Origin of the sequence: Photorhabdus stackebrandtii, from assembly GCF_011189495.1 — a bacterium.
Lineage (GTDB): Bacteria > Pseudomonadota > Gammaproteobacteria > Enterobacterales > Enterobacteriaceae > Photorhabdus > Photorhabdus khanii.
Genome location: NZ_PUJV01000039.1, coordinates 1 through 24,157 on the forward strand (window position 1 = coordinate 1; position 24,157 = coordinate 24,157).

Consider the following 24,157-nt stretch of genomic DNA (forward strand, 5'->3'; position numbering starts at 1 on the left):
TGTGGCGTTTCGTTTCATTGTCAAGGTCGCTCTTTATTCAGACCCCTAGATTCACCCGGTGATACGGGCGGTTCCCTCCGTCATTGCCGTGGGAACAACTTCAACAAACAACTTCGTGTCGCAAATTTGCAGTTAATGTGAGCCGAAATCTGCGCTGATTGCGAGTCGGAGGGATTTCGATTGCGAGCCCTTACAGATAACCAATAGTTCTACTCGCTCAGATTCCCTGATAAGTATGATTGTTCGCTTTATCATCATGGTGAAAGGGAAATTATGCCTGTATATACAGTAAAAACCGCCATTCGAGATGTCAGCCCTATGATCTGGCGACGTTTTCGCATTCAGAGTGATATGTCACTAGGCGCTTTTCATTTTTTACTGCAATTTGCTTTTGGTTGGGATAATGACTATCTCCATACCTTTCATATCTACGGTAAAGACTATGGTATCAGCTATGAAGGGGGTCTCAGTTTTTATAATGATCCCTGGGCTGTTTCACTTGCGTCTTTTCATTTCGAAAACCGTGATAAATTCACTTATGAGTATAATTTCTATCGGCATGGGTTACTGGATATCCGCATCGAAGCGATTGAACCTGACTCAAATAAAAGCACGCCATTCTGTCTCAGTGGGCAAGGTATGCCTGATGTCACTCAATATGATGAAACCGAAGCGACATTGAAGCTATTGGAAGCCATTGTCGAAAGTGATGACAGCACAACGTTTGGCGACATCCAAGAATTCCTCGACGAGTTCAATCGCGTCAAATTTAATCGCCATCGACTCAACCGGTTATTAAAGGATTATGATTTTTATACACCAAACTACTCGCAAGGCTTAGACTGGATTCTATGAAAGTATACCTTTATGGATAACAATCACACCTATCCGCTATAGCCATACCACAACAGGCTCCAGTTCAGGCGAATCAATATCGAGTTGACGCAATTGGCGATTAACCTTTGGGCGGTTAAATCTGACGGCATCCAGCGCATCAATCAATGGACGAATATCCCTTACCGTGGCCGTTTCATCGACATGAATGATAGCTTTCAGTAACGCCAGTGTTTTCCCACATTCATCAGCCAAGATTGCTCCGGGCATTCTATTTCCGGCCAGACAAGAAGGTGATTTCAGGCGAGAATTATCGATAATAGTTTCAATACGGATGTCGTGGAGCCAGTTCTCGAAAAAGTTGTATTCATAAGTGAAACGATCACCGGTATCAAATTCAAAAGTATCAAGCGTAGTTTTGTAAGGATTATCCGAAAACGCCATACCGCCAGAATAAGAAATACCGTAATCTTTGCCATAAATATGGAATTGGTGAAGGTGGTCGTCATGCCATCCTTGAGCAATCTGAATGATATCGTGAAAAGCCGCTAAAGACGTTGCACTTGATAGCCTGAATCGCCGCCAGACCATAGGGCTGACACCGCGAAGCGCCACTTTAACGATATAGGCTTTCATGGTGAGCTGCCTGCTAAAAACCTGCCAATTCGTTCATCATATCACCAGCTTAACGGAGTGCCCCAAGGTTTTTTATGCTCTCCTGAGTAACCGGCCGCACTGATTAGGGTAGTGACCAGCTACCCCTATTTTGGTATAATTAGCTTACTATTTAAATATATACTCCACAAACTTGAAGATGCATGATTAAAAATTTCTATTATACTAATTTTATAGAATAAACAATCATGACAAACCTACATCTTTGAAGTTAAATTTGTATATATCTATTGCTATTTTTGTTTGCGTATTTAGCCCCATGGAGCAGGAAATACAACTCTTAGAGGTTTATCCGCAAAGAGGCTAACCTGATATTTATTTTAATTGAACATGATTTTATTCAAAATAAATGGTGACTATGATGAAAGAATATTCAGCCTTGGATGCAAAACGCGACACTGACCATAACACTAATGACATAACTGATAGTAAAATTGGGTCTGGTAATAACAAGTCCACCTATCAGGTTGGAAAATATAATCCTAAATTTTGGAATAATGACAAAGAAGTATTATTTAAAAATAACTGCTATGCCTATGCATGCAACATCTGTGTGGATGCTAATGATGTTGACGTGCCAGATCCCGGCTACAGGGTGTATGCTAATAAGCCTAATCGTCTTGATAAGAAAGTTAGTAGCCTAGAGGAGCTTAAGGAGGGTATAGCGCATGATGGCCTTGTTGAAATTAATAGTGGTCTTGCTATACAAGGTACATCAACGCAACCGATGTGGAGAGTAGCTTTGTTTGCTGGATTGACTGGCAACAACAGAAGCACAGATAGGTACTTTGGATATCATTTTTTTAGAGAGGTATACTCAAAAGATCCTTGTTTTCATAATTCTAATTTTAATCCTAATTCTGATCCTAATTCTATTTCTAATTATATCTGTTGGGCACATAAATTTTTTAAAGAAGAGGTAACTAACCTTACCCATAAGGAACGTAATTATAATCCTCGTCATGTCATCACCGATCCTGAGATAGAAATGGATGCATTAAACGAAAAACACAACGTAGGCTTTAAGCTTGTAGGCTATTATTTAGTTACATCAAACGTCAAGATTAGTACACCATAGTAAGTGTTCTGTCGTATTAAGGCCTGTTTGGATAATATGGCATTTTATAATAAGGCTAATTAATTAGGAGATTATAAATTCTATGATTAGTATACTAATTACTCTCGATTTAGATTGTATTGTTGAAAATGTATCATATGAAGACTTTAATCATATTAAACAGATAGATAAAAAATATATTAACGGAGTTGTTCTAGATAATAGCAAGGCTATGTCCTTCTTTAAAGGAGTAGATATTTTAGATATCCCAAATGCTAATAAAGGTAATAGTATTCAATGGCGTGTGATTTCATTGTCAGATTATAAATCAAATCATTCTGTCATATTGACAAAATTTAAGATTATCAATGATAATATTAAAGTTATTCATTCTCCTATTAAACAATATCTGAGTGAATTTAATTTACCAATAATTAAAAACCCTACATCAACAGAACCAACTCTAGAACCAACTCTAAATTACATAAGTATGAAAGAAAATTATTGGCATACTACTATTAAGAATGATAATAAACAGGTTCAAGAATTAGTAGCCACGTTTGCTGTATGCAAGACAGAAGGTACTGACAATCAAATTCTTGGATACTTTGATTGGAGCCATAAAATAAAGATTGGGTCTAAATAGGAGAGCATAAAATGTGTGGGGCATGTGTCTGGTGAGAACCGGATGAAATAGTTCGACAACTCAGGTTTCTAAGGAGAGTAGATGACGCAACCGCCACACGCCTGTGTGGCGGTTCACCCGGTTTTACTTTCACCTGACTATAGACAACATTAAAAAGTAAACCATTTGACATAACCGGAGATGAAAATATGACATTGAAGAAATTGAATTTAAATAATTTTAAAGAATATGTGTTGACACCTATCGGTAGGTTATCCGCACCAGTCACACATATCATTGATTTAAAACAAAAAAACACTGAACATACGTCAGATGAAATAAAAAGATATGTACTAGAAAATAATACTAATGTAGCTAGAGACATGACAGTTCCCCAAAAGAATCATAAAAAAATCAGGACCGTTTCCACGACCGATGGAAAAGAGTTCACTTTTGGACAAAAAATCTCTATTGAAACTTCGGGTAAATTAGGAGTGCCATTGCTCTCTGAAGCTTCAGTCACGGCAGCGGTCGAACTAATGACCAATCAAAAAATCAGTAGCGCACAAACGACATTAGATTCAAATGAATCAGCTATAACGTATGGGGGTGGTTCACAGAATGTTGGGGCTAAACAAAAAATTGAAGTTATTTTTACTTTAAAGAAAACTCTTTTTTCTGGAATGGCTTGTCATAGAAAGCGCATAGAAAACATAGACCCAGACAATATTGAAAAGGTTGGGGTAAACTACTGGGATGGTGATAACGCCACCCATCTGGAATTTTTTTATGATAAAAAAACACCTGATGATATATTTAGTTTGATTTACGGAAAAAAAAACGGATTATCAACAGCAAATCTATTCATTGAATACAAAGAAAATAAACATGGTGATGAAGATTATTATATCATACCAACATATGAACTTTTTCCTATTATTCATATAGACAATAATAAAAATGTGTATATAGAAGAAGATAGAACGGAGTTCAATCTTGTTATTGGTGATGAAATCGATCAAACAATTAATGACCAGGAGTCTGGTGAGGTGTTGCATCGTCATACATTTAAGTAATCGGTACTACGGGTCCACTTGGAAAACGGAAATTTTCCTACGCGAAGCTTTTTTCTATAGGGGAGTTGGGGTGACTGGGCAGATCTACTTATCCAAACCTCCTCTATTGGGAGACCATAGTTTAAAAAATGGTCTTAACGTGGGATATTTAATGAGATGGTCACTCCCTCCTTCGCGGTAGTATGCTGATAGCAGGTTTAAACAGGAGAACCATCATGGAAAATATTGCGCTTATTGGTATCGATCTGGGTAAAAACTCTTTCCATATTCATTGTCAGGATCGTCACGGGAAAGCGATTTATCGTAAAAAGTTTAGCAGGTCAAAGCTCATTGAATTTCTGGCAACATGCCCTGCAACAACCATTGCAATGGAAGCTTGTGGTGGTTCTCACTTTATGGCACGCAGGTTGGCCGAGCTGGGACATTCACCAAAGTTGATATCACCGCAGTTTGTCCGCCCGTTCGTTAAAACCAACAAAAATGATTTCGTTGATGCCGAAGCTATCTGTGAGGCTGCATCACGGCCATCGATGCGATTCGTTCAACCCAGAACAGAATCTCAGCAGGCTAGGGGTAGTGACCGGGTAGCTGCGATAGCCGCCAACTTTAAGGGTATCATTTGGTGGTTGATACCAATCATAGGTTACAGTTTCCCCGCAGTAGTCAGCGCGGCATGTATTGTTTTGAATGGTAACAGTAAAGATAGACGGGCATCCAATAGCGGAACAGCACCATAGCTGGCATACCATTCGGCAACACGTTCATTCTTGGCATCAATCAACAATGCTACGCCGCCTGCCTGAGCAGCCACCAACAAGCAACGCCGCCCAGCTGCAAGCAATAACTGACCACCGAGTCCTTGACTCTGTACTGAAAGATCTACAGCCAGACGGCCAAGCCGAAATACCGGCACATCATGTCGAGCCAGGCCGCGCTTAATCACCTCCGGTGCTCGTTCATAGGCAATGGAGGCGGGACTTAGGCTGTAGTAACCCAATATCTTTTCATTGTGCTCGCTAATAGCAAGGTAGGTTTTTGCCCCACCTTTTTCATGGCTCTGCCGGGCGTGTCGATATAGAAATTGATTCAATGCCCCATCTCCACAATCGAAAGCACCGCGATCATGATGTTTGCCAATGGGTTCTTCGTGCCAGATTGGTTGTTTCATGATTGTTTCGGCATGGCAAATGCTGCGGCCATTAATTTATCATTGGGGGCTGGCGGATTATCTAACAGATCCAGAACATGCAGACTGTCTCTTTCGGTCAGCGCCAGTCGCTCATTCTCGTCGATAATCTTCCGTGCTACTGACATCACATTGCGGAGCACAAACTCAGTCAAGTTGGTGTGCTGTAAAACAGCTGCACGCATTAACAGCGACTTTTCGTCTGAAGCTATACGTAGCGACATACGGTCATTAGTTTCTACAGGGATTTGAGGCATGGTTAAGCTCTCCTAATTTGTACACACTAAAATTGTACATCAAAGTGTGCCTGTTAGCAAAGTGTACACAATGAAGGCGTACATTAATAATGTCAAATACGAACGTTTTTTGCACAGTTGCGACCGCCGCTAATTTTTCTGTGAAACCAAGTGTTTTTGTGTTTCAATACTCATCTCAAAAACAAAATGTCAATATTTATCTCTCCGAACGGATTATGACACATTTTCAGGAGCAATTTTTGTGCTAGTTGGCTATGCTCGCGTCTCAACCCCGTCTCAAAACCTGGATCTGCAAATTAAGGCGTTGAAAGAAGCTGGCTGCGACAAAATCTTCACGGATATCGCCAACGGTGCCAAGACAGCGCGACCCGGTCTCAAAGATGCCGAAATGGTTTTGCGGGAAGGTGATGCCTTGGTGGTCTGGAAATTGGATCGCCTGGGCCGATCCATCCAGCACCTGATCGAGTCCATTAACGACCTCAAAGAAAAAGGTATTGGCTTTCGCAGCCTCCAGGAAGCCATCGACACGCAAACCAGCGGCGGCAAACTGGTGTTTCATATTTTCAGTGCCTTGGCTGAATTTGAGCGTGATCTGATCCGGGAACGGACAAACGCCGGATTGGAAGCGGCACGCGCCCGAGGCAAGAAAGGTGGTCGTCCCAAGTCATTGGATCAGCCAAAAAACATTAAGTTGCTTAAGCAGATGCACGCCGATCCAAGTTACTCAATAGGCGATATTTGCAAGACGCTGGATATTTCCCGCTCCACCTTTTACCGCTATTTAAAGTCCGATAATAACGAGAATGATGGCCAATGAAACGAATTTGGGATGTCGATGAACTTGCAGAGCATTGGAGTTTAAAGTTCGAGGAAACCCAGTTGCTCAAGACCAAACCGGCCAGGAACCACCTGGCGTTTGTTGCGCAACTCAAGTATTACCAGAACACCGGACGTTTCCCTTTCTCAACCAACGACATCCCGGAAACGCCCCTGCATTACCTGGCTGACCAGTTGGAAATCACCGTGGATCAGACCCATGAGTACGACTGGCTGGGACGCTCCGGTACGCGACACCGGCGAGAAATTCTCGAATTCTTGGGTATCCGGCGCGTGTCTGCCGCTGACAAGACTGCTTTTTCAGACTGGCTGATCGACAGCCTCTATCCGCATGGAGCGGATATTGCCGATGCCACTGAATCCGCTTTCGAGTGGTTCCAGAAACACCAGGTGGAATGTCCGGCAGGCAAAGAGCTTGATCGCTTGGTGCGCTCGGCCTATCAGCAGTTTGAACTCAAGCTGTATGAGCACTTCGCTGGTTGCCTGTCACCAGCAAGCAAGATGCTAATGGAGCAATCCCTGGATGGCGTTGAAGACACGGTGAATTTCGGCGATATCAAAGCTGATCCGGGGCACGTAGGGCTGGATAGTGTGTTGAAGGAAGTCGAAAAGCTTTCCTTTATTCGATCACTGCACTTGCCTATCGATACCTTCGCCTCTTTCAATGCCAAAGTGCTGCAACGCTACCGGCAGCGCGTCAACAGCGAGAGCGCCTGGGAGGTGAAGCAGCACCCTGAAACCATCCGCTACGGACTTTACGCAATCTTCCTGTATTGGCGGCAACGGGAAATCATCGACGACTTGATTGAGCTGTTTATTCAGATCGTCCACCGCCTCTCAGCTCGCGCCGAGCGCAAACTGGTCAAAACATTGCTCAGTGATTTTCAGAAAGTACACGGCAAAACAGCGCTGCTATTTCGCATAGCGGAAGCGGTACTGGATAATCCCAACGGTCTGGTGAAAGAAGTGGTATATCCCGTTGCCGGGGAAGATACGCTGAAAAGCCTGCTGAAAGAGTACAAGTCATCTGGGCCCGCTTATCAGCAGCAGGTGCATAAGATCCTCCGTTCATCCTACAGCAATCATTACCGGCGCATGTTACCCAGGATTCTGGCGGCGCTGACCTTCTGCTCCAACAACACCCAGCATCGCCCGGTTCTGGATGCCCTGGATTGGCTGAAACAAAATCAGGCCAGCAACCAGCGGTATATCAAGCTCGATGACACAATTCCGGTGGACGGGGTTATCCAGCCCAAATGGCGCGATATTGTCATTGAGGACAACCAGGGCGAAAAGCGCATCAACCGGATCAACTACGAAATCTGCGTCTTGCAGGCGTTGCGGAAGCGCTTGCGCTGCAAGGAAATCTGGGTGGTGGATGCCGACCGTTACCGTAACCCTGATGACGATCTCCCGCTGGACTTCGATACTAACCGCGAAAACTATTACCAGGACCTCGGCCAGACTACCGACGCAACCGCCTTTGTTGAGCAACTGCGTAGCGAAATGGGGACAGCACTGGAAATCCTTGACCGGGAGATGCCGAAAAATCGCAAGGTTCGGATCTTATCCCAGGGTAAAAACCGGATATCCATTACGCCGCTCACCCCGCAACAGGAGCCTATGAATCTGGCCTACCTGAAACGCGAGATTACCGGTCGATGGCCCATGACCAGCCTGCTCGATGTCCTGAAGGAAGCCGATTTGCGGATCGGGTTCAGCGACCATTTCAAGACCGTGGCCGACAGGGAAAACCTCGACCGTCAAAGTTTACAGCAGCGGATATTGCTCTGCCTCTATGGTATGGGCACCAACACCGGATTAAAACGGGTCAGTGGCAGCCGTCATGGGATCAGCTACAAAGAACTGCTTAATGTGCGTCGCCGCTTTATTCACAAAGCCGCATTGCGCAACGCCATTGGCCAGGTTGCCAACGCGATTTTTACTGCCCGCAATCCCTCGATATGGGGCGAAGGCACAACATCCTGTGCCTCGGACTCCAAGAAGTTTGGCTCCTGGGATCAAAACTTGATGACCGAATGGCACATTCGTTACGGTGGCCGTGGCGTCATGATTTACTGGCATGTGGAAAAGAAATCAACCTGCATCTACTCCCAGCTCAAGCGTTGTTCTTCTTCGGAAGTGGCCGCCATGATCGAGGGCGTTTTACGTCACTGCACGGACATGGAGATTGACCGGCAGTATGTCGATAGTCATGGCCAAAGTGAGGTCGCCTTTGCCTTCTCTCACTTGCTGGGATTCGATTTGTTGCCACGCCTCAAGGCCATTGCCAGCCAAAAACTCTATCGGCCCGGCGATGATAAACCCAGTGATTACCCAAACCTTGAGCCAATACTGACACGTCCCATCAACTGGGAACTGATCATCCAGCAATACGACGAGATGATCAAATATGCGACCGCGCTCAAGCAGGGTACCGCCGATCCAGAAGCCCTACTACGCCGCTTCACTCGAAACAATGTCCAACATCCCACGTACAAGGCGCTTGCCGAACTGGGCAAAGTGATCAAAACCATTTTTCTGTGTCGATATGTTGGCTCCGAAGAACTTCGTCAGGAGATCCACGAAGGTCTGAATGTCGTCGAAAACTGGAACAGTGCAAATTCTTTCATCTTCTACGGCAAAGGCGGTGAAGTCGCAACCAACCGGCTGGAAGATCAAGAACTATCGGTGCTGGCACTACATTTATTGCAGATCTCTCTGGTATACGTGAACACCTTAATGATCCAGCAGGTACTTAACGAGCCAAACTGGCTGTCACGGATGAAACGGGAGGATTTTAGGGCATTGACGCCGTTGATCTACTCCCATGTGAATCCTTATGGGATATTTGAGCTGGATATGAATACGAGACTGCCCATTGAAGTGGCCGCTTAAAAGTTGGCGGTTATCGCAGCTACCCGGTCACTACCCCTCCATTGAGATAACCACCGCGACGGGTTTTCCGTTTTTATTTATTTGGATTGGGGCACGTTGTGCTTTGAGTAGCATGTCGCCAAACTGGGTTCTGGCTTCATTGGCAGAAAGAGCATCCATAATAATCCCCTCATTGAATAATGTTATGATTCAAACAATATAAACGAATCGAACGATTTGGTCGAATTTAAATCTATCAAAAAGTATGAAACTGGATAATTTCCGTTTCTTCAGATTTCACGCAGCACACGTAAGCCGTTAAACGATTCAAAAATATTGACGCTTATTTATTACGAAAAAAATAACTAACTTATTGAAAATATTAACTACGCGGAAACGCCGGCGACGGCATTGAGCCGTTGGTCAACGCATCCGCGTTGAACGGTATGAACAAGAAATTTGATGAACTACAGACGTAAAAAAACCCGATTGGTTATTCGGGTTCTTTATGTTCCAGTGCGGAGTTGGTATCTCCAACCGGATGGAGTCATTCTTCATCTAACAATGAGAAAACCGTTGTGACAGGCAGTGTAAGAGTAAACAACGGTGTCTCCCTCCAGTTAATCTGGAGAAACGCATGGGTGCTTTTATTGATAAAGCAATCATGGTTCTGAAAGTGTTAATCGCGCTTCTGGAACTGATCCGAACCTTCTTCGTATGATGGAGTGACGGAAACGTAGCTAAGGCCGGAGGTTAACCATCTTCGGCCTTTAATAAATTAGTTGTTCAGATAATTCATTAATGAAGGTGTTTTATGGCAGAGGATCTAAAAGAATCTGTATGTCAGGCTATGGGATATTTTAACAAATATCATCGCTACTCAATAAAGCAGTTAGCGTCTGGTTACCAGGAAGAAATTACCAAATACAGTGATGATAAATGGGAAGCTCCACAACGCGCTGCGCGTCTAAGCGCTACTGTCAAAAACTACAAAACTTCTCAGATGCTCTGTTTTATATTCGATATTGCGTTTAAAAACGAGCTGGATCTCACCCCGCTGGTAGTAAAACGGCTAGGAGAGCATAAAAAAGTGTGGGGCATTTATGTGGCAAAGCAGCTAAAGAAGCCACTTTAACGTATAAGTATTCATGGCTCGATAATGGATAAATAGTCCGGTTGAGTTGCCCATTTTACCACTAAATAATTCAAGTACCCCAGACTTTTTTATGCTCTCGTAGTTCAACAAGATCTGCCGTCTCATTTTGGCATACCCTAATAAACGGTTTTCGAATTCAAGCGGCTATGCCGAGTATAACCAAAGTACTACATACTAGCACAAATTGTAACATTCTGAATTGCGAAATACCCTAACCAGTCATACCCACGCTTTTTCGCATCCTCTTCTACGTCATCTGTGTAGGTCGCCATTGATGCGCCAGGTTTATGGCCCCAATAATAGCTATCCGAGTTGTTCCCATGCCATACTTTCCTGTACCAATGATAATCCCATGTTTCCTCATTATTGGGAATACCAGCAGCCAACCCTACTATCCACGCGGGGCTTTCATTGCTTCCGTTTACGGGATTCATCCCTTCTTCAAGGCGGATAATACGATCGTTTCTCACGCCTTCTAGAAGTTCTTCATTAGATTCTGGGATTTTGCTTTTTTGGCAAAAACCGGGGTGAGGCCAGCTGCTCTGAGTATTACCATCTGTCCTTACGTTGCATGCGTATGCGTAGCAATTATTGCCTCTCAAGTGTGCAGGGTCATTCCACCATGCGGAATTATATGTTGCATATTGGACGGTACTTCCGTGTGTCATACCACTCTTAAAATGCGTTTCTTGGGAATCGCGCCGGGCTTTATCTGAGGAATTATATGAGACATTTCTAAGCATTTGTCCGCAAGAATTGAATGTTTCGGATTCATTTGAAAGTGTTACTTCAGCCTCATTTAGAAGAAGTTGCCCCAATTTTCGGCTGGCTGATATGTCTTTTGCATGTCCATCAGAGACGTCAAAAACCATAGGCAGTCCAAATTTTAGCGCGGATGTATGGTCGAGAATCTCAACTGTAATCCCCACAAATCCGGGTAAGAGAATATTAGGAGATATATTTATGGCATCTTGATTGCTAGAGATATATTTTAGGATATTAGATGCCTGAGGCTCATGAATTATTCCGAATGGGTTATTTCTTCCAAAGAAGATATTTTTGGTTATCTTTAACATATATTTTCCTTTACAAACTCAGCTCTGAACAGCTACAAGTTGATTTCGAATAAAGCTCAAGGGGACAGAAGTCCCCTAAAGCACTAGAGAGGCCAGGACAGTAAAACTGTTACACCATTCTTTCTGGAATGTGAATTTCTTTTTGCTCATCAACGAAGATAAGCACTGATGGGTAAATCGATACCTCGCATCCACTAGAAGCTGAGAAAGTCACATACATTTCTTGAGTGGCTCCATCGATTCTCAATGTGACATTACCATTATCATTACTACCAATAGAACAATAGAAATTGTCTTTCATTGTATACAGCCGACCACTGGATGTAATAAACTTTACCCACCAATAATCATATGGCGAACCTGAACCTGTTTCATAAGTAACTTTCAGTACATTCTCAGCCGTTTCTCCTGAACGGATATTATTTAGCGTCTCTTGCTCTTGTTTATTTGGGTCATTGCTTCTACGATGGCGAATTGTAATGGAAGAAATATCTTCACCCCAATCATTTTTGAAAGTGACAATACCTGTGGACATATATAACCTCACTTATTGATTTAACTCGAAAAAATACGCCCTGCATTGTGCGAAAACTTAAACAATCGTACAATGAAATTATCCTATGTTTTTATTTTTTACTTTCAAAGTTCATTTTTTGAAGAATGTGTTTTATTATTTATAAGCAACGACTAAACGGGCAGTTCATTTACCAGAGTCGCCGGATAATCTACAGGGAGAGCATAAAAAAGTCTGGGGCACTTGAGTTATTTAGCGGTAAAGTGGGCAATTCAACCGGACTATTACCCATTATCGGCCCATGAATACTTATACATTAAAGTGGCTTCTTTAGCTGCTTTGCCACATAAATACCCCACACATTTTTATGCTCTCCCCGTTTGGGTATCGGCATGGCACCGGGTCAATGGCGTAACAAACCGTCCCGCTAAACCAAACAACTCAAGTGCCCCAGACTTTTTTATGCTCTCCGTATAAAGGGGTCAGCTTGGAGATCGGAAATTATTGTACGTTTAGCGGATGACCTAAATTGTTCAGTTTATATACTAATGCTAATGTATGCATACATTAGCATTAGTATTTAGATGGGTCATCCCGCCCCGGTATTTCTGGACGTCCTGATTTTCGCCTGATAACCTCGCTTTACCCTCTCAATATTCGCCAGGGTGGTTATCCAGTAACGTTGTGCGGCGGGGCGATATCTGGCGGCAACCTGTTCTATGATATCGGGTGCGCTGTCAGCGCTGCGGTGAACGCGGCCCTTCTGACCGAAGACGGAAACGATAATGGCCTGGCTCCCTGTCCTGCCAAATAACGCGTTACATAACCGCTTCACGACCAGCGGGGTTAAATCTGGATCGGCTTCCGGCGCGACGGTGTCTAAGATGAATCGCAGCATTTCAGAAGTTTTGTAACGCTTTACTGCGGCAGCGAGTCGGGCCGCACGCTGAGGTGCTTCCCAAGTGTCGTCACTGTATTTTTCAAGTTCGGCATGGTAATCCGCTTCCAGCTTATCTGCCGTGTAGCATTCGTTCCTGTAAAAAAAGGCTCTGGCCTGCTCTGTTGCTGACTCTTCCATGTGAATTTTCCTTAATTAATGTTAACGTATGCGTACATTAGCATTAATATATGTCACAGACAATATCCCGGCCCAGAGATCTGGTTTTATCGACAAATAGGATGCTACTTAATTCCAATATAAACAGCGAATTATCGTCTTAACAAAAAAACAAACAGATTCGCTACCTCCAGTACAAGGGGTTTTCGATGGACATGATATTTGAGGCGTTAAGCTGATCATGGTTTGTTGTCGCTCAGAGTCCCATCTAAGACAAATGTCGTCATATTGTAGCTTCGCTCCCATTACCCCGGTATGTATGAGGGAGTATTTCCAGATTATCGAGCTAATACCAAGAAAGAACTTGAAGAAGAACTTAATAGCGCTTTTGTAGCTATTACACGCGCTAAACGCTGGATATTTATCTCTTATCCGCTTCAAAGAGTTATGCCATGGGGAAGTTCAAAATCACAGACCGTTTCACGTTTTGTAACGATGTTGCAAAAATGAAAATTTATTAAGTTATTGACACGTGTTACTGATTTACGCAGGAATCCTTACGGTACCCCAAGCTGAACACAGCGCGTTGTATCCCCCCGTTCAGTTGCCATTGGCTTCGCCAATGAACACGCGCAATGCATGGGCAACCAGATTGCTGATTGTCGTGCCTTCTGCCAATGCGCGGGATCGAACTGAAGCAACCAGACCTGACGGTAACTTGAATGTCACGGCCGCCGTGGGCTCGACCGCCGGCATTGGCCTGTTGAGCTTTTTTGCCTCTTCGACGTAGCGATAAGCCTGACGTCGGGATAGTTCGAACTGACGTGACAATGACAAGGCAGCCTCCGCCACACTCAGCCCGTGAGCGAGCAATCCATGAGCCATATTGAGACGTTCCGCTTTTTGTATATTTGTTGATCTCGACATAAGACATAAAAATATTACCTTTTAAGACGTGAATCAAGGACAAAATATGAACGATCAAATGAGATCATTCGTTCGAAGATAAAATTACCTTTTGCGTTCGGGGCGTGATTAGTCCGTTGCTTGCTAATCTGTTCCTGCATTATGCATTCGATATGTGGATGAAACGGGAATTCCCCGTCGTCCGGTTTGAGCGATACGCTGATGATATAGTCATCCACTGCAAGAGTCATGCGCAGGCAATGATGATGTGTGGCAGGCTCAGAAAGCGTCTGGCGGGGTGTAAGCTGGAGATGAGTCCGGGCAAGACGGAAGTTGTCTACTGCAAGGACAGGGAAAGAACGGAAGCATATCCTGAAATCAGCTTCGACTTTTTGGGTTACACGTTCAGGCCAAGAAAGTCGGTCTCGAAAGAAGGAGAGCTGTCGGTGAATTTCCTGCCAGCAATGAGCGCCAGAGCTGCGAAGGCAATCCGGCAGACAGTACGGGGCTGGGATCTGAGTCACAAAACTCCGCTGTCGCTGGAAGTAATGGCCCGTTGGCTCAATCCCATGTTACGGGGCTGGGTTAAGTACTATGGGCGCTTTTATCGTTCAGCAATGAACTGTATAGCCAGTCATGTAGACCTGCACCTTGCTAAATGGGTCGCCCGCAAATATAAGCGGGTACACGGTAGCCTGGCTCAGGCATATGAATGGTTAATATGAATGGTTAAGAAGGATACAAAGCGCTAAGCCCGGCCTGTTTGCACACTGGGAAATTTGTACGCGACGTGAACGGTCAACGACAAGAGCCGGATGACGGGAGACTGTCACGTCCGGTTCCGTGGGAGCGCAGGGGGGAAGTTCCCTTGCGCGACCCGATAACCCTATTTTTGGAGATGTCCATTTCATTATGACTTATAAAACTTTAATACTTCCTAATTAATTAGTGATTATAGTTACCATAAATATAATAAGAATTACAAAATTCAATACAAATAATCATAATATAAACTTGCTTGTAAAATTTAAATATGCGAAATTATTCATAAATATGAATATGTTTCTTCTTGGTTTCATTATACTTATCTGTTTATAATAAAAATGAAAAACAATATAAAAAAAGTAATATACTCTTTTAATGCAAAATCAAGACTTATTAATAGTATTGGCGGTGGGGCCTGTTCATGCAGTGAAGGTGGTTCATCATCATGTTGTGGAGGATGCTCTTCATCATGTGGTGAAGATGGGCTTTCGCCATGTTATAAAATAAATCATATATGGCATTATGATACGAAAAATATGTTATAAATATCTTTATTTATAATTATAACATAATTTATTCGTATAACTATGAAGTTTTCTATTGGATTTTTATCTGGTTAATTTTGGTTAAGAAAATTCTTAATAAAGAATAGGATTTCATGAAAACATGGAACTTTGTAAGATTTTTATTAAATAAAGAGGGTGCTAATATGAAAAAAGTAATTTATTCAACTAATACAAAAGCAAGAGGAGGAGGAGGTGGTGGTGGTGGGAGCTCGTCGTCATGTAGTGGCGGTGGTGGTGGTGGCGGCATTATCTTGGTATAAGGCAGTAAATTAAATATCTATTCAAAATAGTGTCTCACTTTATCCACTAAGAGAGAGTGACTATTTATAACTAAATAATTAGCTGATACTGTCTACCAAGAAATAAATAAGTTTTATTTGATTTAAAAAAATGGACTGACAGTATCACTTTAATAAGATTTAAATTAATGCTAATAATGAGTCATGGTTAATTTTATTAAAAATAACACGGACATAATTATCCATCAAATTTATATAACTTGAGTATTTATTTAATAACAGAGAATAAGATAAAAACTAGTTACATTAAGTTTATGATAACTTTCTTAGTACGTCTATTAGGAGGGAATATGTATTATTATGTACGGCCATTTAATGTAGACATGGAAAATAAAATTATTAATGATGGAGAAGAATGTTATGAGTTTAGTGAGCAACATAAAAATTATTTGTCCATGGTATCTAAGTATAATGGTTCCATTATAAATTCAAATTTATTGCGACATTTTCAATTTAAAAATTGTCCATATGAAATACTCATACCTCAAGATGAGAAATATTCCATTTCTGAAATTATCATTAAAAGTGACATTGATAACAATATTGGAAAATTACTTACTGAAAGTATCAAATCAGACACTGGAAATTCTCTAACAATTCTACTCTATCAGGATATAAATGAATATCTAGATAATCTAAATCAAGAACAGAATAGCGATTATTTAATGGGGGCTTTTTTAACCAATGAACAATTGAATATTTCTCATTTAGTATCTCAAAAAGATCATACCCCTTGCCTAAAATGCCATTTTTATAACGTCATCGGTGATTATACTTCTAATGTTAAAGCAAAAAATGAATGGCAACAATTTTTTTCATTTATGATGAAGAATGATTTTGGTTCACTTTCCTCAAGAGAACTTATGCAAAATGATAAACAATATATATCGAGCATTTTATATAGTATCATTATGACAAGATTTATTTCTGGTTACAATAATAATCAAAAATCTATTTCTCCTTTTATGTCATATATTTTTCACATAAAAGAATTGATTACCCATAAATCTAAAATGTACTGGAATGATAGCTGTGGATGTTCATAACTATGACTTATATTGATAATAAAACGTATTGTGATTTATTTAGTTATATATCTCACGAAGTAGAGCATAACATAGAGGTTTTTTATAAATCAACAACATTACCAAAGTGGAATGGTAAAGTGCTTGGGATTAATGAAAATGTACCTATTGAATTATTAAAAAAAATTGAATTTAGCAATATGGATTTCAGCTTGGGATTAAGTTTACCTGAGCTAAATATGCCTGAAAGAAAGAAGGCTATACGTCGCCCACCTAGCTGTCGTTCTTTCTCGGATAAAAAAATTGATTATCAATTGTTACTTGAGTGTCTTTCAAACGCGATGACCTCAGACTATAATGGTCGAAGAGAATATTCGTCAGCAGGAGGACTTTATGCTACCGAAATATTTATAGCAATTGACTCACATTGTATTTTTAATGCGCCAGAAAACTTGAAAAGTGGTTATTATTATTTAGATAATAACATGGGTAAACTAGTATTGATTTCAGAAATGGATTCCTGCGAGCTCAAAAGTTATATAATGAGTGATGATTCTTACTTTAAATCATCTTCGTTTCAGGTAATTACTGTCATTAATACACCTAAATCTATATTTAAATATAAAGAGAGAGGATTCAGAAATTCTATGATAGAAATTGGGGCAATACATCATATTTTAAGAGAAGTTTTTTCTGATAAAAATATTTATAGTTGTGAAAGTGCTGAATTTGATGACCATAGGTTACTCTGTGGATTAAAGCTCAATCCAAGAGTATTTAAACCAATTCTAGTTCAACATTTTGGATATAAAAAATGATAATAGATTATAATGCACCATTTATAGCAAGAGAAATACCCTTGACATTATCTTATTATGGAAATCTATGTTATTTTACTGAGCACAATTCTCAAACGGCTGGAAGCTCTTGCTCGATAGGTATCAGCAGTAAAATTTCAGCCCTTGGAGAATATCTTGAAAGAGAATTTATGTATAATGATATTGTTTCGGAAGGAACTTTCTCAAGTGCAGAGTTAAGTCAAGAAGAACAACTATTAATTCCTTTTGATAATGAGTTTGAAAGCCTTGAATATATCACGGCTAAGAATTTTTTTTCAGATAAAACCATAAGAATTCCCCGTTCATTAGTCAGTTTGGATTCATCGCGAGACACTATTCAACATTTTCGTGATAGCTCAGGCGGAGCTTTGGGAAAAAGTATCAATCATTCTCGTTTATCTGCATTTTTAGAATTTATTGAACGTCAATCCATGATATTGTCCTGGCAAACACAATGTTACTCTGGATATCTATCAAATGAACAAACATTGGCACTCTGCAATCGACATCACAGAGATTTGTTTTCTCGATTCTTATATTCAGGAAAAATAAAGTTATTGATCAATACTATTGAAAATCTATCTTGTTATTCCGGTATTATGATATTCACATCAGACATCGGTGTAAAATATTCAGTTTCGTCGGCTTGTTCACTATCTATAAATGATCTAGTTAACAAACTCATCAATGAAATGTGGCAGAGCTATCTATTTATTTATAACAATTTAGATGGAGTCAAAAATATTGGATTAGATTATTATAAAATAAATTTTCTTTCCTATAATAACAAAGAAACAGAGCTTCTATGGGGCATAACTAACAATTACCAAAAAGAATTAAACAATATTGACCCAAGATTATGTAAAACATATTCTTTTGATGATTTCTATCATTCATTAAAAATATCTGGCGCGCGTTTTTATTCCTATGAAAAAATGACAAAACATGGTTTTTATTTTACAAAAATACTTTCCCCTGACTTTTTTTTACATATGAGTAGTGTAAACACTTCAAAAATACCAATTTATTGTAAAGCTAAATTTAATTTAGAAAAAATAAGAAAAATTGAAATACCATTTCCATAGAGATATATATGATTAAACTAACTTATTATCAAATCTTACAAGCAATCAGAATGCCATTAACTTTCTTTTGGACAATAGGTCTTCCTACAATACTTTACATGATATTTTCTTATACCAAGGAAAATGCATTATTATTTTTGGGATATATTGTTTTCAGCTCTTATCTGTATGGAGGTACACTTCAGGTTATTGGACAACGTGAATCAGGTTTTTTGAAAACCTTTATTCAGTCTAAACGATCTTTATTTAATCATTTAATTTCTATCTATTTTTCAAATCTGATAATTATTCTTGTTAGTATATCTATTTACCTTGCAATCGTATTGAAGAATGATTTTATTTTCCTGTCTATAGGTTATTTATCTTCAGTTTTATTAATATCTCCTATAGTTTTTTTAGTTTGCCAAGCATTAATGATATTAAAAATCAGAAGCATAGATATCTCTACATTATGTAATATGATGTTAATGCTATTTACTATGCTATCTTTTTCTAACTTTAATATTTTTGGTATTTATATCAACATAATTAATCCAATTTATAACACAAATTCATTTATTGTCAATATGTTGAATGATGGTGAGATTATCACTTCCATCTTTCCTTTGATGATATTTTCTCTGATTGGACTAGTTGCCACAATAAAATTGAACATTCAATCTTATGAAGGGAGGTAATAAAATGAAATCTATTATAAATATCAGAAATGGATATTACAAAAAAGATGACAAGACAATAATATCGGGAATAAATATAGATATTAAACAAGGTTGTATTAATTTCCTTGTTGGAGAAAATGGAGTGGGTAAATCCATTATTTTTGATATTATTTGTGGTGTCTATAATTTGAATGGAGGTGTATTTAATAAGAGTATATCTACACAAGATATTATTTATATGCCACAGAAACTCTATGTTCCCTATACCTTAACGATGACAGAACTCGTTGATTACTATTCTTTATTGATGACCAACAGAAGCTTTTCAAAGCTGGGAAAGGATTTTCATCCAGCCGTTATTAAATTGTTAGAAAAATTAGGAAATACCAGAGCTAGCAAATGCAGTGTAGGAGAGATTAAATTATTGATGGCTAGCCTACTACTTTCATTCCATAATGCAGAATTATTTGTGCTTGATGAACCAAGTTCTGGGTTAAGTGTTAGTAACAGACAAATCCTTAAATGTATCGTAAATAAAAAAATTGAACAGGGTAAGACAGTATTAATGTCGACTCATATTGAGGATGATATCGAATATGCAGCAAACATTATCAAAATTTGAAATAGTAACATCTGAGAACATAAAAAATTCTTGCAGAATATATTCTGCAACATTTGATAATAAACTGGTTAAAATTAAAAATAATAATCTCTATAATATTTATTTAAATAGAATTGTTTTTTCTCTGGCTCCTTTGCTATCATATTATAAAAGTGTTCAACTAGAAACAATGGTTACTATTCGATCAGGCTTATTGGCTTTGGTAGCTATTTTTGATGGAAGAGATTGTCTAAGCTTTATTTTATTACGTAATAATCATATTTTAATGGAAATAGATGACATATTAGGAAATTATTGCCTGATTAAAGGAAGCTTTACTTATACCAGAATTAGTGAAAAAAACTCTATTTATCGATTCAATTTTTTCGACTATGAAACAGTAAAATTATTTGAAGGAGACGGATTCTGTACTCCCATTCGATATTATAATAATGGGTTATGTCTTCTTATTGAAAGAAGGAATACATCATCGGTTATATTATTCAATGAAATCTGCAATGAGTATAATTTAATTTGTCAGGATAAAACTCTTTTATCTCACAACGACAATTCCCTAATTTTTATTGACTATTCAAATTATTAAATTTTATATTATGCCAATGAAAACAATTACTGTAAGTTACCAGTGGCCTCTGATTATTTAAAATAGGAGAGCATAAAAAACCTTGGGGTACTTTATTCATTGAGCGATAAAATGAGCATCTAAACGTGCTTATCAGAGAGCTTGAATGAGTTACCCGGTCTATCATACACTTTTTTATGCTCTCCAGTTTGCAGGAAGTGGATGGCGTTCTTTCACTTCTGATAAACCAAAACGATTGATGTGATGCGTAGTGAAAAATCACCAGGTTAGCGATCAAATGATTATATTTTATTACTCAAGACGCAAGCGAAACAGAAAGTGAAGTCACGGAAAGCTTGCTTTCAATGGCTCTGGTTGCGCCAGTTCGCGCACCAGAAACCAATAATCTCGCTATTGCAGTATCAGCTAAGGCCAAAACACGGCATAAGTGGGAGTGTCCAAAGTGCGGCGATTCGTTTATGGGGAAACCCTCACTGAACATGATTTGTGGCAAGTGCAACGTGAAAGTAGTCGATCGCGATGCTGAAAAAATGCCAGCAGAAAAAAACCTGGTGAGCAGCTGATGCCTCCTATTCTGCCAGCAATAAAAGGTTCGATCGGCGCTGAAAGATTCGCAGGAAGAAACCTGGAGCCTACAGGCCGAACTGCTGCAACTGGCCTGTCAGACAACAAAAGGGAAGAAAGGGGAAATTGCATGAATGATGATTTAAAAACCCGATTTGAAAATTGATACCCGGGAATAAAATCATGTGAAGAAACGGATCGCTATTTAACAGAAGCTGTTGCTGCATAAGTGCCCCACAGAACAGGCGATCAGATCACTGGTAATCACATTCAGATGGTAGCGCGTGTGTCTCAGACGGGGCAATGTCAGTGCTATGATATCTAACCAGCGGCTTTCACGCACTCCTGGGATCGAATACTGAAGCACAATACTATTCCTTTATTCTTTAATTTCTAAAGGATTTTTATATTTAATGCCGGTTAATTCTGACAAATCGACATCTTTTCCTTCAGTGTGAAAGATTTTTCTGCGCCTCAGGTTGTACAGGTGAAGACAATGCTCACACATGTCAGTAACATTAGCCGGATTTTTGATCGCCTTGAGTGTCCTGACAGCATATTTACCACATCGGCATCGCACGACATAGATAGCACTGTTTTTATGGTCACCCCGTTGCGATAAAGGGCGGACTCCTAACACCGTAAAAAAGCCATATTCATAGCCCTGGACCTGCATCAGTATGTTGATTAATTTGGACTCTCTTTTATTTAAACGTAAATCATATGTCGTTTTGTAAGGAATAAAATGACTGGATTGTTTTTGACTTTTCTTTCTCTTATCATTTTTATCGGTATCGACCATCACTTTCCCTGAACCATTTTAGAATATATTAAAGGTTTTACAATCTAACCGTTTTCACTATTAATTCAATAGCGGAATAGCTAAACTTAATAGGTAAATCGGGTCCAATTCTATTTATTTTCATTATCATAAATGGCGAAGCCTCAATGGGTTCGACCATTGAGGCTTCTATAAATCGTCTACTACCAGATACAAAAGAGTTAATGTAAATAGACATGATAAGTATAGCGCTTTCAGTGTAAATCACCTTGAATTAAATGACATTAAGCCATTTGCTTCTTTGTGATATACATCATATATATTGAGTTAATGCAATTCCAATATGAAATATAAAAACACAGAAAATGGATATTCAGAATCACCGCCTGCATCATCGGCAGTGCCTGTCGCACGGCATCAAACATTGGGTAAGCTAGCAAGCCCCCCAACAGTGCACCTACGGATGCACCTATCCGGGGGGAGCCATCCAACAGAGTAGGATCCTCATTGCCACCATACCCGGCATACACCTGCCTCTCCTAAGAAACCGTCAGGTTCACCGGGCTGACCAGACAGTGGATCACCGCTTCTTTATACTCGCGCGTATTTTTTTCCGTCATTTTCAGTGCTGCCGATAAGCGCAGCCACAAACCTGAATCGGCCTATGCCAGCACCCGGGTTCTCAGTCCCGTTTTCGCCATTGACCACCAGACTTTGCAGCTGGGATATCCACCTTGCCCGGTCTTCGGCCGACCATTGTCACGCATTTAGTTCCACAGAAACGCCATTCTGGGGGGCGTGATTGCAGCGTATGGTAATCGCCGGCTAACAGAACAGCAGGATCAGTAGCTTGCCCTCGACGATCACGTTGCTTCCATTGGTAAAGTGCCAAGGCATAACAATCATGGGTGAAATCCTGTAACTCAGCTGCCAGTGCCGGATTGCTGATACGGGTGTGCTGTACCTCAACACGCAGTTGCCGCAAATCCGGCTGGCAGGGAATGGATGCCACCGCTGCTTGTGTCAGCCCTTGAGATAATCGGTGCACACCGCCCACCAGACGGAAACCTCCGCCGTCTGATTGTTCAGACTGGACATCACTGGTGCATAACCGCTTTTCTCTGGCACGCCGGGTGTCCAGGTACCGCAGCTTTTAGCACGGGACGCATCGTGCAGGCGGGTGCTAAGGCTGACATTCATCAGCGGAGCACAGCAGAAAACCATGACGAAAAAAGCGCTATAGAGCGTATTTTCAATCCGGGTCAGCGACTGTAATCCGCCAGGCCCTTTTTCTTTGTCATACATTCTGACTTTCAGCCAGATCGCAATCACTTTGACCACCAACGGCAGGGTAAAACTCCCCCGTCGCATTTGCGAGAAAAAAGACCTTAATTCATACCCCCTTAACTACCGCCCCCGCCAATCCCCAAAAAGAAGATAAAATCAGGCGACTGGAACAGTCTGCCGCCCTCTTACAAATCCGACAAGAAAATCGTGAAAAAAGCGGTAAAGACGCCAGCCAGTTACGTATCAACCCAACAGAACCGGAAGCGATGGTCCAGAAACTCAAACGGGGACAGGGATTTTCCAGTGCGTACAAACCCTCAGTATTAGTGAACCAGGCTCGCATCATTGTCGCCCAAACAGTCGACCCCGTCAGTGAAACACGGGTTATCGCTGACTTACTGGCTCAGCACTATCAGCTATCAGGATGTCATCCCAAAACGCTCTTACTGGATGCCGGTTATTTTCATGATGAGGTTATCGCTGAGACTCAAAAACACGCGATCCTGTTGTTCTGTCCTGAAGGTAATGACCGACAGAGCCCAAGAAAAATCTACCCAAAATCGCGGTTTATTTATCATGCGGAGAAAGACCTGTATATTTGCCCGGCCAATGACAGGTTACGTCATGTCAGTACTGTAAGACCGTCCGAAAAAAGCCGTGGGCATCGGGTCTATACCGGAGCAAATTGTGCCGATTGCCTGGAAAAAGAAAAAAAGGACGCTTGCCGGGAAGAAGTATATCCAGATGAGAGACAATCTGATTCATGGACAGAGAGCGAAACAAGGCCATTCCAGTCATCGCCCAGACCATCATTTCCATCGGAAGCCTGCTTTCCTGAGTAGCGACACTTTTATCGCTTGGTTCATGTGGCTCGAACCTGCATTCCACCATGCTCCACGCTGGTTACATGCCGAACTCCACGCCCGTTGTTCGGGTAAACCCGCTGCCA

General features: G+C 40.7%; 31 protein-coding genes and 4 pseudogenes. 20 read left to right on the forward strand and 15 right to left on the reverse strand.

Translation table 11 applies throughout. The annotated features are described in order from the left end of the window. Positions 1–273 precede the first annotated feature (273 nt). Positions 274–855 carry a plasmid pRiA4b ORF-3 family protein gene (locus C5470_RS19885; protein ID WP_166291440.1) on the forward strand — a complete coding sequence of 194 codons (582 nt, stop codon included), beginning with the start codon at positions 274–276 and terminating at the stop codon, positions 853–855. A gap of 36 nt (positions 856–891) precedes the next feature. On the opposite strand, the gene C5470_RS19890 is transcribed toward C5470_RS19885, so the two are convergent. Further along, positions 892–1,470 carry a plasmid pRiA4b ORF-3 family protein gene (locus C5470_RS19890; protein ID WP_166291442.1) on the reverse strand — a complete coding sequence of 193 codons (579 nt, stop codon included), beginning with the start codon at positions 1,468–1,470 and terminating at the stop codon, positions 892–894. Positions 1,471–1,867: 397 nt separating this feature from the next. On the opposite strand from C5470_RS19890, the gene C5470_RS19895 reads away from it, so the two are divergent. The 4 genes and pseudogenes from C5470_RS19895 to C5470_RS19910 all read left to right on the forward strand — a co-directional run. Beyond that, on the forward strand, positions 1,868–2,587 hold the full coding sequence (locus C5470_RS19895) for a hypothetical protein (protein ID WP_166291444.1): 720 nt from the start codon (positions 1,868–1,870) through the stop codon (positions 2,585–2,587). A gap of 82 nt (positions 2,588–2,669) precedes the next feature. Continuing rightward, a complete protein-coding gene (locus C5470_RS19900) occupies positions 2,670–3,212 on the forward strand; it encodes an AidA/PixA family protein (RefSeq protein WP_166291445.1) in 543 nt (180 codons plus the stop codon). A 188-nt stretch (positions 3,213–3,400) separates the two neighbouring features. After that, positions 3,401–4,267 (forward strand): ETX/MTX2 family pore-forming toxin, encoded by an 867-nt coding sequence (locus C5470_RS19905; protein ID WP_166291447.1) that lies wholly within the window; start codon positions 3,401–3,403, stop codon positions 4,265–4,267. Between the two features lie 215 nt (positions 4,268–4,482). Further along, positions 4,483–4,836: pseudogene (locus C5470_RS19910) on the forward strand (IS110 family transposase); the annotation flags it as partial. A 74-nt stretch (positions 4,837–4,910) separates the two neighbouring features. Here C5470_RS19910 and C5470_RS19915 read toward each other — a convergent pair. After that, positions 4,911–5,435: a GNAT family N-acetyltransferase gene (locus C5470_RS19915; protein ID WP_070974661.1), complete on the reverse strand. Its 525-nt coding sequence runs from the start codon at positions 5,433–5,435 to the stop codon at positions 4,911–4,913. Continuing rightward, entirely contained in the window at positions 5,432–5,710 is a 279-nt protein-coding gene (locus C5470_RS19920; RefSeq protein ID WP_036847138.1) for a type II toxin-antitoxin system TacA family antitoxin, read from the reverse strand. Before C5470_RS19920 ends, C5470_RS19915 begins: the two co-directional genes overlap by 4 nt. A 241-nt stretch (positions 5,711–5,951) precedes the next feature. Between C5470_RS19920 and C5470_RS19925 the strand changes: the two genes are divergently transcribed. Further along, positions 5,952–6,527, forward strand: coding sequence for a recombinase family protein (locus C5470_RS19925; protein WP_036847139.1), 576 nt, complete (start codon positions 5,952–5,954; stop codon positions 6,525–6,527). Next, positions 6,524–9,445 carry a Tn3 family transposase gene (locus tag C5470_RS19930; RefSeq protein WP_166291449.1) on the forward strand — a complete coding sequence of 974 codons (2,922 nt, stop codon included), beginning with the start codon at positions 6,524–6,526 and terminating at the stop codon, positions 9,443–9,445. The genes C5470_RS19925 and C5470_RS19930 overlap by 4 nt, the downstream gene beginning before the upstream one ends. 36 nt (positions 9,446–9,481) lie before the next feature. Here the strand turns inward: C5470_RS19930 and C5470_RS19935 are convergent. Then, a pseudogene (locus C5470_RS19935) lies at positions 9,482–9,604 on the reverse strand (type II toxin-antitoxin system prevent-host-death family antitoxin); the annotation flags it as partial. 484 nt (positions 9,605–10,088) lie between these two features. Between C5470_RS19935 and dinQ the strand changes: the two are divergent. Together dinQ and C5470_RS19940 are read left to right on the forward strand one after the other, a co-directional pair. Further along, complete coding sequence (dinQ, locus tag C5470_RS23830; RefSeq protein WP_390894165.1) at positions 10,089–10,145, forward strand: damage-inducible type I toxin DinQ; 57 nt, start codon at positions 10,089–10,091, stop codon at positions 10,143–10,145. Positions 10,146–10,238: 93 nt separating this feature from the next. After that, positions 10,239–10,559 carry a hypothetical protein gene (locus C5470_RS19940; RefSeq protein WP_166291450.1) on the forward strand — a complete coding sequence of 107 codons (321 nt, stop codon included), beginning with the start codon at positions 10,239–10,241 and terminating at the stop codon, positions 10,557–10,559. A gap of 188 nt (positions 10,560–10,747) precedes the next feature. On the opposite strand, the gene C5470_RS19945 is transcribed toward C5470_RS19940, so the two are convergent. From C5470_RS19945 to C5470_RS19955, 3 genes are all read right to left on the reverse strand, one after another. Next, positions 10,748–11,656, reverse strand: coding sequence for a hypothetical protein (locus tag C5470_RS19945; protein WP_036845040.1), 909 nt, complete (start codon positions 11,654–11,656; stop codon positions 10,748–10,750). 109 nt (positions 11,657–11,765) lie between these two features. Next, positions 11,766–12,191 carry a hypothetical protein gene (locus tag C5470_RS19950; RefSeq protein WP_036845038.1) on the reverse strand — a complete coding sequence of 142 codons (426 nt, stop codon included), beginning with the start codon at positions 12,189–12,191 and terminating at the stop codon, positions 11,766–11,768. Between the two features lie 568 nt (positions 12,192–12,759). Then, the gene (locus tag C5470_RS19955; RefSeq protein WP_166291452.1) at positions 12,760–13,248 is read right to left on the reverse strand and encodes a hypothetical protein; all 489 of its coding nucleotides are present in this window, start codon (positions 13,246–13,248) and stop codon (positions 12,760–12,762) included. Between the two features lie 149 nt (positions 13,249–13,397). On the opposite strand from C5470_RS19955, the pseudogene C5470_RS23835 reads away from it, so the two are divergent. Further along, positions 13,398–13,466, forward strand: a pseudogene (locus tag C5470_RS23835) (regulatory protein RecX); the annotation flags it as partial. 76 nt (positions 13,467–13,542) lie between these two features. Further along, a complete protein-coding gene (locus tag C5470_RS19965; RefSeq protein ID WP_242688156.1) occupies positions 13,543–13,737 on the forward strand; it encodes a 3'-5' exonuclease in 195 nt (64 codons plus the stop codon). A gap of 90 nt (positions 13,738–13,827) precedes the next feature. Here C5470_RS19965 and C5470_RS19970 read toward each other — a convergent pair whose 3' ends face one another. Beyond that, positions 13,828–14,154, reverse strand: coding sequence for a hypothetical protein (locus C5470_RS19970; protein WP_242688158.1), 327 nt, complete (start codon positions 14,152–14,154; stop codon positions 13,828–13,830). 104 nt (positions 14,155–14,258) lie between these two features. Between C5470_RS19970 and C5470_RS19975 the strand changes: the two genes are divergently transcribed. The 9 genes from C5470_RS19975 to C5470_RS20015 all read left to right on the forward strand — a co-directional run bounded on the left by C5470_RS19975 (position 14,259) and on the right by C5470_RS20015 (position 21,139). Beyond that, a complete protein-coding gene (locus C5470_RS19975) occupies positions 14,259–14,858 on the forward strand; it encodes a group II intron maturase-specific domain-containing protein (protein ID WP_071992958.1) in 600 nt (199 codons plus the stop codon). A gap of 698 nt (positions 14,859–15,556) precedes the next feature. Further along, on the forward strand, positions 15,557–15,724 hold the full coding sequence (locus C5470_RS19980; protein ID WP_166291454.1) for a hypothetical protein: 168 nt from the start codon (positions 15,557–15,559) through the stop codon (positions 15,722–15,724). A 329-nt stretch (positions 15,725–16,053) separates the two neighbouring features. Beyond that, positions 16,054–16,809: a hypothetical protein gene (locus C5470_RS19985; protein ID WP_166291456.1), complete on the forward strand. Its 756-nt coding sequence runs from the start codon at positions 16,054–16,056 to the stop codon at positions 16,807–16,809. 2 nt (positions 16,810–16,811) lie between these two features. Beyond that, a complete protein-coding gene (locus C5470_RS19990; RefSeq protein WP_166291458.1) occupies positions 16,812–17,606 on the forward strand; it encodes a nitroreductase family protein in 795 nt (264 codons plus the stop codon). After that, complete coding sequence (locus tag C5470_RS19995) at positions 17,603–18,712, forward strand: YcaO-like family protein (protein ID WP_166291459.1); 1,110 nt, start codon at positions 17,603–17,605, stop codon at positions 18,710–18,712. The genes C5470_RS19990 and C5470_RS19995 overlap by 4 nt, the downstream gene beginning before the upstream one ends. A gap of 8 nt (positions 18,713–18,720) precedes the next feature. Further along, positions 18,721–19,389, forward strand: coding sequence for a hypothetical protein (locus C5470_RS20000; protein WP_166291461.1), 669 nt, complete (start codon positions 18,721–18,723; stop codon positions 19,387–19,389). 4 nt (positions 19,390–19,393) lie between these two features. Next, positions 19,394–19,993 carry an ATP-binding cassette domain-containing protein gene (locus C5470_RS20005; RefSeq protein ID WP_166291463.1) on the forward strand — a complete coding sequence of 200 codons (600 nt, stop codon included), beginning with the start codon at positions 19,394–19,396 and terminating at the stop codon, positions 19,991–19,993. Next, positions 19,968–20,576, forward strand: a complete 609-nt coding sequence (locus tag C5470_RS20010; RefSeq protein WP_166291465.1) for a hypothetical protein — start codon at positions 19,968–19,970, stop codon at positions 20,574–20,576. Before C5470_RS20005 ends, C5470_RS20010 begins: the two co-directional genes overlap by 26 nt. Positions 20,577–20,920: 344 nt before the next feature. Further along, the gene (locus tag C5470_RS20015) at positions 20,921–21,139 is read left to right on the forward strand and encodes a hypothetical protein (RefSeq protein WP_166291467.1); all 219 of its coding nucleotides are present in this window, start codon (positions 20,921–20,923) and stop codon (positions 21,137–21,139) included. Between the two features lie 206 nt (positions 21,140–21,345). Here the strand turns inward: C5470_RS20015 and C5470_RS20020 are convergent, their stop codons facing one another. The 7 genes and pseudogenes from C5470_RS20020 to C5470_RS20040 form a co-directional block, all read right to left on the reverse strand. Continuing rightward, positions 21,346–21,507, reverse strand: coding sequence for a hypothetical protein (locus tag C5470_RS20020; RefSeq protein ID WP_166291469.1), 162 nt, complete (start codon positions 21,505–21,507; stop codon positions 21,346–21,348). Between the two features lie 12 nt (positions 21,508–21,519). Beyond that, complete coding sequence (locus C5470_RS20025) at positions 21,520–21,942, reverse strand: hypothetical protein (RefSeq protein WP_132356503.1); 423 nt, start codon at positions 21,940–21,942, stop codon at positions 21,520–21,522. A 263-nt stretch (positions 21,943–22,205) separates the two neighbouring features. Continuing rightward, complete coding sequence (locus C5470_RS23840; protein WP_422631091.1) at positions 22,206–22,451, reverse strand: hypothetical protein; 246 nt, start codon at positions 22,449–22,451, stop codon at positions 22,206–22,208. A gap of 152 nt (positions 22,452–22,603) precedes the next feature. Then, entirely contained in the window at positions 22,604–22,969 is a 366-nt protein-coding gene (locus tag C5470_RS23845) for a conjugal transfer protein TraG N-terminal domain-containing protein (protein WP_422631092.1), read from the reverse strand. Then, positions 22,945–23,292 (reverse strand): hypothetical protein, encoded by a 348-nt coding sequence (locus tag C5470_RS23850; RefSeq protein ID WP_422631093.1) that lies wholly within the window; start codon positions 23,290–23,292, stop codon positions 22,945–22,947. Before C5470_RS23850 ends, C5470_RS23845 begins: the two co-directional genes overlap by 25 nt. 22 nt (positions 23,293–23,314) lie before the next feature. Further along, entirely contained in the window at positions 23,315–23,554 is a 240-nt protein-coding gene (locus C5470_RS20035) for a hypothetical protein (RefSeq protein ID WP_131601460.1), read from the reverse strand. Positions 23,555–23,919: 365 nt separating this feature from the next. Next, positions 23,920–24,039: pseudogene (locus C5470_RS20040) on the reverse strand (transposase domain-containing protein); the annotation flags it as partial. Between the last annotated feature and the right edge of the window lie 118 nt (positions 24,040–24,157).